Below are 10234 nucleotides of genomic sequence, written 5' to 3' on the forward strand. Positions count from 1 at the left end.
GCCGATCGTCGCGGCGAGGTGAGACGGCATGGAATGCGACTTCGACATCACGGTGAGGCGCTACGGTCCGACCCTGCACGTGACCCTCGCAGGGGAACTCGACCTGGACACCAGATCGGCTCTTGACGACGTGCAAGCCGCCTTCACCGAAGGCGTCGCCGTGCTGGCGTGCGACATGCAGCGCCTGACGTTCATGGACGTCACGGGCATGCACCGGCTCCTCGACCTCGCCCGACGCGCGGGCGAGCGAGGCATCGCGTTCCTCGCGTACAACTGGCGGCCACAGCCCCGCAGGCTCCTGGACCTCGTCGACAGCCTGTACCCACCAGAGAGGACCGGGAAGCCCCGCACCGGACCCACCAGCCTGCTCAGCCGCACCCTGCGGAACGCTGTGACATCCCACCGCGCCACCGGGGCCGAGACCGTCCATGCCGCCGTATCCCGACGGAGGCTGTGATCGACGGGCCGTGAGACCGGCAGGTGGGGCCGGCGGCGCGGGCTGGTCAGCTCTGCGAGATCGTCTGGAGCAGGTCGCCGACCTTCGCATCCGGCAGGGCGCGGGCGACGTCGGCCAGTGCGACGATGCCGACCAGCGTGTGCCCGTCGATGACGGGGAGCCGGCGGACCTGGTGCTCGCTCATGGTGCGCAGGATCTCTGCGGCGTCGTCGTCGGCGCCGATGGTCACGGCCTCGCCCTGGGCGAGGTCGCCGGCCTTCACCTGGCCGGGGTCCTTGCCCGCGCCCAGGACCTTCACCACGATGTCCCGGTCGGTGAGCATGCCCTTGAGTTTCTCGTCCGTGCCGCAGATCGGCAGCGCGCCGACGCCCAGTTGGGTCATCTTTTTCGCGGCCTCGAGGACCGTCTCCTGGGCGCCGATGCACGTCGCGTCCGGCGTCATGATCTCGCGTGCCGTTGTCATCCTCGTACTCCTTCGTCTTCGTCTGCTCGGGTGCGGGGCCGGTCCTCTCACGCGGACGGGCCACAGGACCCATGAGTGCCCCCTGCCCCCGAGCGGTAACGGCATTCGCCCCACAACCACCCCCGGGGCCGTGGCCGGCCCGCACACTTCAGCGTGCCTCGCCCCGGCGCCGGGGACGGCGACGCCAGGATGGAAGCCCGCAGGCACGCAAGCACTGCGGCAGGCGGAGGAGAACCATTGATCACTGTGGGCGTCCAGCACTGCGGCATCTCGGTCCTGGTCAGCGCCGTCGGGGAACTCGACGAGGGCGCGGGGGAAACGCTCCGGCGGGCGCTGGACGAGGTCACCTCCGATGAGCGGGATCTTTTGGTGGACCTGCACGGTGTCGCGTTCATGGATGCCGACGGGCTGCTCCACCTCCTGGACGTGCACCGGCGCGCGGAGCGCCTGGGCCTGAGAGTCCTGGTCACCGGCTGGCAGCCTCAACCCCAGCGGTGCATGGCCGAGGTCGCGGGCATTCCCGGCCCCGGCTCGGCCACCGGGGAGCGGTACGCCCTGGCGGGCTTCCACCGGCTCATCGAAGAACGCGCCCAGCACGCACGAGACAGCGTGGATTTCGCCGCCGGATGGCCGCCCCGCGCCTAACGCGGGGCCGCCAGTCGACGTCGACCACGGGGGCTGTCGAGCTCGTCGAGCGGGTGGGCCTTGGACGTCAGGCAGATCGCGACGTCTTGACGGGCTGGACTCGCCAGGTCAGCGGCACGATGGGTCGGTGGTGACGGCCACCGCGCTCGTCGGCGGCGCGGCCACGCGCGCGCACGCGGCCTGCACATGCCTCCACGACTGGCCCGTGACTCCTCGCACCTGCTGAATTTACGCTGGAGGCTGCGGCGCGGCCGGCTCGGTGAGCGGCCTCCGGCCGCACCCGTGGGCACCTGCCCCTCCCCCTCTGTTGCAGGTGCCCACTCAGGTGTTGCAGGTGCCCACTCAGGCCTTCAGCCGGGCGCCGAGCCCGGGCCCTCGCTGAACAGCGGCACCTCCTCCACGGTCACGTCCAGGCGCAGCCGTTTGAAACGGACCGGGTGCCGGAAAACGCGCCTCGATCGACGGCCGTATCGGCGCTGATCTCCACGACCAGCTCGGGGTGTACGAGGGTCATAACCAGGATGTCCCGGGTGCCCCACACCGATGCGAACCGCCGGCCCTCCCAGGGATGTCCGGCATCGGCCGCGATCACATGCCCCCGACCAGGCGCGCGATCTCGGCACGGAGGGGTGCCGTGCGGCCGATCGCGCGGAGGTGACCGTACGCGTCGCGGCGTCCCAGCAGGAGGAGCTGGGGTCGGATCAGGGTTCCGGTGATCGCTCCGATGATCGCCTCGGTCCTGTTACGGGTGACGTAGTTTGTACCAGCCTCTGGGTCCTGGCCGGTAGGGCTGGTTCATGGCTTTGACCACGATGCCTTCGACCCCGGGGATCTCGGTCCAGGACTCCAGCCACTGCTGCGCCTTGAGCAGGTCGGTTGTCATCGGGCACAGCGCCCAAGGGGACGTGAGTCGGTGGAGGGCGAACAGGGCTGCCAGCCGGAGGCGGCGTTGGCGGTAGGGGTAGCCCATCAGCTCGCTGCCCTCCTGTTGCAGGATGTCGAAGGCGAAGTAGGCCGGCCACCGGGCGGCGAGGCCGGCGGCGCCACCTGGGAGCGGGCGGCGGCCCGGCGCTGCAACGCCTCGCACGGCAAGTGCCCCGCTTCCGGCCCAGACGACCAGCTCGCCATCGAGGACCAGGCCGTGCGGCAACTGCCCCTCGGCGGCCGCCACCAGATCGGGGAACCGGTCCTGCACCAGCGACCCCCGACGGGTCTGCACCAGCACCCGCCCACCCGGGCCGCCGCGGTGAAGACGATCGCCCGGTGGCCGTCCAGCTTCTGCTCGTAGGCCACCCCTGCCCGCAGCACACCAGGGCCCGGCACCGACTCCGCGGCCTGCGCCAGCATCGGCTCCACCGGCGGGGGCGTCACCCCAGAGCCTCCCTCACGGCTCGCCGCCCGGCGCGGCCTGCACCCGGGCCCGGGGCGGGAGCCGCGGACATGGCCGAGCTGGGCCGCGCGGCCCAGGGCGTGACCAGCCCCGCCATCACCGCCCTGGCCACCAGACATACTGTGAATTAGCGCTGTAGTTGGCCCGTCCGGCCAGATACGCGCTCAGTAGTCGGTGGAGCCGATCCACGGCGTCCCGTACGGTCGGTGCGTGATGATCAAATTGGGCGACCCGCGTAGCCTCGGCCTCCCTGCCCCCGAGGCGCGGCTGCGCTTCGACACGGAACTGCAGGAGATCGGCGGGGGGCCACGGCGCCGCTTGCTCATGGTCGACGACGAGCCTGCCTTCGAGCTCAGCTTCTACTGCGGAACGTGCCCGTTGCTGTTCCGCCGGTTGGAGGGCGCGAGGGAGAAGTTGTCCCTGGAGATCGTGCAGGAACAGCTCACCGGCGCACTGGACGATCCGGACGATGACCGCGTGATCGATGCGTTCGGTGCGTTGCTGCCGGAGGGCGAGTACCTTCCGCTGCTCCTGGGCGTGGAACCCCGGCTGGTCGTCCCCGGCCAGGAAGGCGACTACTTCAGCGGCGAGCAGGTCACGACGTGGGGGATCGATCAGTTCTGGGGCCTCCCGGAGCACCCGCACACCCCGTACTACCGGACCTTCGAGACCGCCGTCGACGCGGACGCCCACCTCTACGAGTTCGTTGTGCCCATGGTCCCCCCGACGTGGAACGAGAGGAAGCGCGTCGAGGAGTACGTCGCGCTCATGAAGCAGGGAACGGTCCCCACGGCAGTGGCGATCTCCACGCTGGACGTGTGCCAGCCCGCCCACGACTTGGGAGATGACCCCTCCGTGCACTGGGGCCTGACCCACTTCCTCCTCGACGGCCACCACAAACTGGAGGCCGCTGCCACAGCCGGCCGGCCGGTGCGGCTCCTCTCGCTCCTGACCTTGGGCGAGAGCCTGGCCGAAGCGCAAGACTGTGCACGGCTGCCTGCCCTGCGCGCCCGACCCCGCTCAGTCCGAGCAACCAGTACCTGAACAGCGCCGAGGATCAGGCCTGCGGGCCTGCAACAACGCACACCCAGGCCAACTAAACGGCTAGGGCCTGTCTTCAAAGGGTTCTGATGGGGGATCATGTCGGCATGGTGCGTCGTCATGAGCTGACGGATGTGGAGTGGGAAGCGCTGTCCGGGTTGTTGCCGCGGTCGTCCTCGGGGCGGCCGCGGCTGGACGACCGGCGGGTGCTGAACGGGATCGTGTGGAAGCTGCGGACGGGGTCGGCGTGGCGTGATGTGCCGGCACGGTACGGGCCCTGGAGGACTCTGTACACGCGTTTCCGCAGGTGGGCGCTGGACGGGACGTTCACGCGGATGTTGGCTGCGGTCCAGGCGGAGAAGGACGCGACCGGTGACATCGACTGGCTGGTGTCGGTCGACTCCACGGTCACGCGGGCCCATCAGCATGCCGCGGGCGCCCGCAAAAAGGGGCAGGGCAGGGGGACGAAATATGTGATCACGCCCTCGGACGATCCCGAGGCGGACTGACCACGAAAATCCACCTGGCCTGCGACGGCCGCGGCCGGCCGCTCGGCTTCGTCCTCACCGGCGGCAACGCCGCCGACCGCACCCGCTTCGAGGAGGTCATGGACACCATCAAGGTCCGCCGGGCCGGGCCCGGGCGGCCCCGAACCCGCCCCGACCACGTCCTGGGCGACAAGGGCCACAGCTCCCGCAAGACACGCGCCTACCTGCGTAAACGCGGGATCGGCCACACCATCCCCGAACGCCGAGACCAGCGGGCCAACCGAGCCCGCCGCGGCCGCGACGGAGACAGACCACCAGCCTTCGACAAACAGCTCTACAAGAAACGCAACGTCGTCGAACGCTGCTTCAACCGCCTCAAGCAGTACCGCACGATCGCCACCCGCTACGACAAAACCCGCGAATCCTACCAGGCAGCCGTCACCATCGCATCCCTGTTCCCCTGGCTCAAGCCCCTTTGAAGACACGCTCTAACGGGCCAACTGAAGGGTTCTGACCGCTCTTCCGTGACGGCTAGCCGAAGGGCAGCCGCGTCCAGACTGGGGAGGCGCTGGAGCAGCACCGGGTCTGCGCTCATATCCTGAACTGATGTACGAGAACTCCGCCGCTCTGGCGACCGCCCGCTGGCCGCTCGCCGCGTCCGCGGAGACCGACTGGCTGAGGGAACTGGCTGCCGAGGACGGGCTCACCGGGTTCATGCCGCCGGCGCTGCCCGACGCGGCCTGGGTACTCCATGCCATGTACGAACACGAACTCGGGCCCTTCGACATGTCGTACGTCGAGTACCTGCGGGCCTTCCTGAACAGGAACAGCACCAGTCCCGCGATCATCCCGGGTCTCGACCCCGCGGACGTGTTCACCGACCCCTCGGACCCCTTCGCCAAGTCCACAGGCGAGCACCCCGGACCACGCTATCGCCGCCTGCGCTGGGCAGAGCTCGCCCGGCGGACCGGCGATCCCGTGGCCGCCGAGGGGCGTCTGCCCGACTACACATCCTTCCCTTCGCTCCGCAAGTCGGGCGGGTGGCCGGTCGGCATCACGGGTCCGTCCGAGGGCAGCCTGGACCGCCCCGACTGGAACCGGCTGGTCGAGATCCTCATCGAGCACAGTCCGCAGGGCCCGGAGACCCGCTGCCTGGCCTACTACACCCCGCTCGTGCTCGGAGCCGAGGACTTCGACAACCTGTGCGTCCGGGCCGGCCGGCTCGCGGACGCGAAGGCCCTGTACGACCACCCCGACGCGGAGTTCGTCACCCCGTCCAACCTCTGGGCCCACGACCGGTCCTGGGTCCTGTGCACGGACTACGACCTGGGGGCCACCAAGGTCGCCGGCCCGGCCCCGCTCGTCGAGGCACTCATCGACGACTCGGAGATCGAGGCCGTACGACTGCCCTGGGCCCCCTGATCCGACCGCCCGACCTGCGGCCAGTTCGGCGTCAGCTAGTTCCCCGCCCAGGTGGTCACATTCCCTCATCGGGACGCTGACCGCCGTCGGCCGCCTCCTACTGAGGTTTTCGGGTTGTCGTCGGGTAGTGACGGTTCATGATCCCTGCGGTATGCCGGTGGGGTCAGGTATCCGGAGGGTGGGGGCCTGACCGCTGAGCGTCGGGCGTTTCGTGAGGGGATCCGGCTTCAGGCCGGCGAGCGGTTCGCGGCGGGTGAGGAGACCGCGGTGATCGCGAAAGAGCTCCCGCCTGGCTCACGCGAACGCAGAAATCGGGGCCCCCACGCGGCGCTCGCGACGATCGCCGGAGAGGACAGTCCCAGCGCGGCGTTGTCCTTGCCGTCCCGCATGTGGTTGAGCCAACGCTCGTACCAGCTGAGGAAGTCGTGTGCTGAGGAGACGTTCGGATGCCAGAAGCCGTCCGCGTTGCCGGTGACCATACGGCCGGCAAGGGGGCCGGTCACGCCTATCAGGCACAGATCGCTGCAGCCCATCTCGATGATATGGAGGAACAGGTCACCCTGCTGCGCGTCCGGGTGGTCCACATTCGTGAATCCCCGCGGGCTGCCATCCAACGGCTTCCGGTTCATCGTGAACAGCCTGCACTCATCCAGCGGCAGAAGACCGTAGAAGGGGCCGGCACCGCTGCCCCCGAGTTCCGTGAGGAACGCTCTGTAGGCCGTTGGCAAGACAATGTGGTGCTCCGCCTCGAAAGCGTCGGCTTCTGCAGAGCTGATGCGTGGGCGGAGCCGGAACCGGTGGCGCTCTCCGCACACGGAGTGGCTGCGCTGCGCCTGGTACGGCATCTCCGCCAGCTTGGAGCGTATGCGGGGTATACGGGAGTCCATCGGAGGATCTCTTCTCTCGTCTCCGCTACCCTACCGATCGGTCCGGCAGAGATCCATCCGAGGGCCTGGAGAACGCTGGCCTGGTTGCAGCGGGTGACGATGTCGGCAGCACGATTCACCATGCTCGGCCTGTAGTCGGGCACGCCGGAACATGTACCCATCGCGTCAGTGGCGGGTGCCTCCCAAACCCGGGCTCTGGCACAACTTCCGTGCAGCGGCCACGATGAGTGACAACTGAGCCTTCCCGGGCGGCATGCGAAGTCGCCCGAAAATGGTCCGTGGTCAGCGCGGGTGGGCGGACAGTCCGGGCCGTGGAAGAGGTCATGCTGCGGCTGCAGGAGCTGCTGTTCCCGGCGATCGCGGACGTCGCGGTGCTGTCGGTGGACGTGGGAATCGAGACAGTGCGCGTTGACGCGCAATGCACCACGGCCGACGCCGCCTGCCCGGGATGCGGAGCCTGGTCGACCCGGGGCCGCAGCACCTACCTGCGGTTTCTCGCTGATGTCCCGAGCGCCGGACGAAGCGTCGTACTCCGGCTGCGGGTCCGGCGGTTTCGGTGCGGTAGCACCAAGTACCCGCGCCGGACGTTCGTGGAGCAGATACCCGGCCTTACCCGCAGGTACGGCCGGCGCACCGAGCGGCTGCGCTCCACCCTGGCCGCAGTCGGCCTTGCCCTGGCCGGTCGAGCCGGCGCCGGCTCGGCTGCCGTCCTCGGCATGTCCACCAGCGACACGGTCATCCGGCCCGCCTCACCCGTCTGCTTCGCGTCCGCCGCCCCCAGCGGCAGCCGCGCCACGACCCTCGACTTCCAGAACTTCGTGCGCACGGAGGGGGCCCTGTACGCCTTCACGCCGTCGATCCCCACGCTCCGGGCCCTGGCCGAAGGCTCGCTCGACAATGCCATCGAGGTGCATCCGGGGACGGTCCTGCGCCCCGCCGACAGTCTGGACGCGGGTTCGGTACGCCTGCGCTTCGATGCCGCCGGTGGACTGACGCTCCAGGCGCAGGACGGGCAGACGCTGTGGGGCGCCAGGACGGCCGGGTCCGGCGTCGACGCCCTGTTCGCCGCGAACGGCGAACTCAGCGTGCGCGATGCCGCCGGCAAGCCGCTCTGGTCCTCCCGTACCGGCGGCGCGCCGGGCGCTCGCCTCCTGGTCCGTCCGTCGGGGGACGCCGTCATCCTCAGGAACGGCCGTCCCGTGTGGCGGGTGTCCGGGCCGTCGTCCTGAGCGGGCGCCCGACTCGCCGTCCGGCCAGGTCAGGTGCCGGCGCGGCCGGTGAGGAGCAGGTGCGCGGAGGCGTCGGTGACCGCGTGATGGCGATCGGCGAGGCGGGCGGTCTCGATGGCCCCGGTGAGGAGCGGCGAGTCGTGCAGCGGCGTGCCCGCAGTGCGTTCGGCGGCGCGGAGGTAGGCCCAGCCGGGGCCTTCGATTCCGAGGACCCGGACCGTGGTGAGGCCCGCGGCCATCGCTTCGTCGAGGAGTTCGTCGCTGGTGTGGAAGTGGGCGACGGTGAAGCCGCGGCTGCCGTCGTACGAGCCGTGGTCGAGGACGCCGGCGACTTCGCCGTGCAACAGCTCGGGGGTGAGCTCGGCGTGGACGGTGTAGTCCTGGAGCAGGCTGTACCGGCTGATCCCGGCGGCCGCGATCAGACCGCCCGGGCGGGCGACGCGGACGGCCTCGGCGAGCGCCCTGACCCGGTCGGCCCGGCTGGTGAGGTGGTAGAGCGGGCCGAGGAGCAGCACTACGTCGTACGAGTCGTCCGGGGCGGTGAGGGCGCGGGCGTCGCCTGCTTCCGTCGTGCAGTGTGCGTACGTCGCGGCCTGTTCGAGGTGCTTGGGTACGGGGTCGATCAGGTGGACCTCGTGGCCGTCTTCGGCGAGCCAACGGGCGTGGGTGCCGGGGCCTCCGCCGACGTCGAGGATCCGGGCGGGTGCTGCGGGCAGCAGGGGACGAATGAGCTCCTGTGTCCGCAGGAATTCGAGCCTGCCGGAGGCGGTGAGGCGGAGCCGGTCGGCCTCGGCGAACTCGGCGTAGAAGTCGGTGATCTGCTGGTCGACCATGTGGCTCCCCTGTCGGTCGGGTGAGCCGAGGGTAGGGCCGGGAGCTCGGTGCGGGCCTCCGATTTTCCAACGCCCCCCGCACAGCCGGCCCACGGCTGGGGTGCGTTTTCCGATCGCCGCGGCCCCGGAGGGGAAGACGGCGTGGCGCTGGATCCCGGGCCGTTCGGGAGGCCGCCGGCCGTGGGCGGTCGTCGGCCTCCGTGAGCCGGGGTCCGGTCAGGCGCGGACTCCGATGACGGTCTTGCCGCGGGCGCCGCCCCGCTCCACCTTCTGCAGGGCCTCGGAGGCCTCGTCGAGCGGGAAGACCGTCTCGACGATCGGCCGGAGCTGCCCGGACTCCACCAGGCCCGCGAGGCGGGCGAGCTGCTCGCCGTGCGGGCGCATGAAGAAGCTGCGGGCCTCGACGTTCCACCGGGCCTTCTTGGCCTCGGCGTCCGCAATGGGAACGATCGAGACCAGAGTGCCGCCCGTCTTGAGTACGCCGAACGACCGCTCCTGGGTCTCGCCGCCGATGGTGTCCAGGACGACGTCCACGTCGGAGACGACCTCGTCGAACCTCTCGGCCCGGTAGTCGATCACCCGGTCGGCACCGAGCTCACGAACCAGTTCCACGCTGCCGGCACTGGCGGTCGCCACGACCTCGGCGCCGAGCTGTTTGGCGATCTGCACGGCGGCGGAGCCCACGCCGCCGGCGGCGCCGTGGACGAGCAGGCGAGTCCCGGCCCGTACGTCGGCCTGCTCGGTCAGGGCCTGCAGGGCGGTCAGCGCGACCAGGGGCAGCGAGGCGGCCTCCTCGAACGTCAGGCCGGACGGCTTGGCGGCGACCAGCGACTGGTCCACGGCGGCGTACTCGGCGAAGGCGCCGCCCACGCGGGGGTCGACGCGGGAGAAGACCTCGTCGCCCACCGCGAAGCGCGTGACCTCGGCCCCGACCCCGGTCACCACACCGGCGAGCTCGTTCCCGATGACCAGCGGCTGGGCCGGCTCACCCGCGCTCATGAAGCCCTTGACGATCAGGTGGTCCACCGGATTGACCCCGGCCGCGCGGACCTCGATGAGCACGTCGCGGGGGCCGATGGCGGGGACGGGTGCATCGGTGACGCGGACGACGTCGCGGACCTGGCCGTACTGGTCGATGACTGCTGCCTTCATGGGAAGTTCCTTGATCGAGTCTGTGCCGGCCGCCGAGCGGTCGGGCCGTGTGCGAGAGGGGGGTGGGGTGGTGGGACGGGGTCAGGCGGTGGGGGCGGGGGGGGGGGGGGCCCCCCCCCCCCCCCCCGCCGCCCGGCGGGCGGGGGGGGGGGGGGGGCCCCGGGGCACCAAAGTGGCGGGGGGGTCGGAGGTGGGGAAAGGCCGGAAACCCACGGGGGGGGGCCACG

At 70.6% G+C, this 10234-nt stretch carries 11 protein-coding genes; 6 read left to right on the forward strand and 5 right to left on the reverse strand.

What is annotated here, in order from left to right:
- The first annotated feature begins 28 nt into the window (after nt 1-28).
- Entirely contained in the window at nt 29-457 is a 429-nt protein-coding gene (locus ACFV9H_RS29250; protein WP_385403917.1) for an STAS domain-containing protein, read from the forward strand.
- 46 nt (nt 458-503) lie between these two features.
- Here ACFV9H_RS29250 and ACFV9H_RS29255 read toward each other — a convergent pair whose 3' ends face one another.
- A complete protein-coding gene (locus ACFV9H_RS29255) occupies nt 504-920 on the reverse strand; it encodes a CBS domain-containing protein (RefSeq protein WP_385403919.1) in 417 nt (138 codons plus the stop codon).
- Nucleotides 921-1166: 246 nt separating this feature from the next.
- Here ACFV9H_RS29255 and ACFV9H_RS29260 point away from each other — a divergent pair, with 246 nt between their 5' ends.
- Nucleotides 1167-1565, forward strand: a complete 399-nt coding sequence (locus ACFV9H_RS29260; protein WP_385403940.1) for an STAS domain-containing protein — start codon at nt 1167-1169, stop codon at nt 1563-1565.
- 742 nt (nt 1566-2307) lie between these two features.
- Here ACFV9H_RS29260 and ACFV9H_RS29265 read toward each other — a convergent pair.
- A complete protein-coding gene (locus tag ACFV9H_RS29265) occupies nt 2308-2790 on the reverse strand; it encodes a hypothetical protein (RefSeq protein WP_385403922.1) in 483 nt (160 codons plus the stop codon).
- 378 nt (nt 2791-3168) lie between these two features.
- On the opposite strand from ACFV9H_RS29265, the gene ACFV9H_RS29270 reads away from it, so the two are divergent.
- The 3 genes from ACFV9H_RS29270 (at nt 3169) to ACFV9H_RS29280 (ending at nt 5906) form a co-directional block, all read left to right on the forward strand.
- Nucleotides 3169-3999 (forward strand): hypothetical protein, encoded by an 831-nt coding sequence (locus tag ACFV9H_RS29270; protein WP_385403943.1) that lies wholly within the window; start codon nt 3169-3171, stop codon nt 3997-3999.
- Between the two features lie 104 nt (nt 4000-4103).
- Nucleotides 4104-4963, forward strand: a protein-coding gene (locus tag ACFV9H_RS29275) for an IS5 family transposase (RefSeq protein ID WP_385403925.1) whose coding sequence is annotated in 2 segments (ribosomal slippage) — nt 4104-4452 and nt 4452-4963 — 861 coding nt in all. Because the reading frame shifts where the segments join, the coding sequence is not laid out codon by codon here.
- A gap of 127 nt (nt 4964-5090) precedes the next feature.
- On the forward strand, nt 5091-5906 hold the full coding sequence (locus ACFV9H_RS29280; RefSeq protein WP_385403927.1) for a hypothetical protein: 816 nt from the start codon (nt 5091-5093) through the stop codon (nt 5904-5906).
- 227 nt (nt 5907-6133) lie between these two features.
- Here the strand turns inward: ACFV9H_RS29280 and ACFV9H_RS29285 are convergent, their stop codons facing one another.
- On the reverse strand, nt 6134-6793 hold the full coding sequence (locus ACFV9H_RS29285; RefSeq protein WP_385403929.1) for an SMI1/KNR4 family protein: 660 nt from the start codon (nt 6791-6793) through the stop codon (nt 6134-6136).
- A gap of 311 nt (nt 6794-7104) precedes the next feature.
- Between ACFV9H_RS29285 and ACFV9H_RS29290 the strand changes: the two genes are divergently transcribed.
- On the forward strand, nt 7105-8022 hold the full coding sequence (locus ACFV9H_RS29290) for a transposase family protein (protein WP_385403931.1): 918 nt from the start codon (nt 7105-7107) through the stop codon (nt 8020-8022).
- 29 nt (nt 8023-8051) lie between these two features.
- Here ACFV9H_RS29290 and ACFV9H_RS29295 read toward each other — a convergent pair whose 3' ends face one another.
- Both ACFV9H_RS29295 and ACFV9H_RS29300 read right to left on the reverse strand, forming a co-directional pair.
- Nucleotides 8052-8855 (reverse strand): methyltransferase domain-containing protein, encoded by an 804-nt coding sequence (locus ACFV9H_RS29295; protein WP_385403933.1) that lies wholly within the window; start codon nt 8853-8855, stop codon nt 8052-8054.
- A 216-nt stretch (nt 8856-9071) separates the two neighbouring features.
- Entirely contained in the window at nt 9072-10007 is a 936-nt protein-coding gene (locus tag ACFV9H_RS29300) for an NADP-dependent oxidoreductase (protein ID WP_385403935.1), read from the reverse strand.
- Nucleotides 10008-10234 lie beyond the last annotated feature (227 nt).

This window comes from Streptomyces sp. NPDC059874 (assembly GCF_042731135.1).
Classification (GTDB): Bacteria; Actinomycetota; Actinomycetes; order Streptomycetales; family Streptomycetaceae; genus Streptomyces.

What these genes read in the sequence shown, in the direction of transcription:
- ACFV9H_RS29250 (WP_385403917.1), top strand. Translation starts at nt 29, where the DNA reads ATGGAATGCGACTTCGACATCACGGTGAGGCGCTACGGTCCGACCCTG.
- ACFV9H_RS29255 (WP_385403919.1), bottom strand. Translation starts at nt 920, where the DNA reads ATGACAACGGCACGCGAGATCATGACGCCGGACGCGACGTGCATCGGC.
- ACFV9H_RS29270 (WP_385403943.1), top strand. Translation starts at nt 3,169, where the DNA reads ATGATCAAATTGGGCGACCCGCGTAGCCTCGGCCTCCCTGCCCCCGAG.
- ACFV9H_RS29280 (WP_385403927.1), top strand. Translation starts at nt 5,091, where the DNA reads ATGTACGAGAACTCCGCCGCTCTGGCGACCGCCCGCTGGCCGCTCGCC.
- ACFV9H_RS29285 (WP_385403929.1), bottom strand. Translation starts at nt 6,793, where the DNA reads ATGGACTCCCGTATACCCCGCATACGCTCCAAGCTGGCGGAGATGCCG.
- ACFV9H_RS29295 (WP_385403933.1), bottom strand. Translation starts at nt 8,855, where the DNA reads ATGGTCGACCAGCAGATCACCGACTTCTACGCCGAGTTCGCCGAGGCC.
- ACFV9H_RS29300 (WP_385403935.1), bottom strand. Translation starts at nt 10,007, where the DNA reads ATGAAGGCAGCAGTCATCGACCAGTACGGCCAGGTCCGCGACGTCGTC.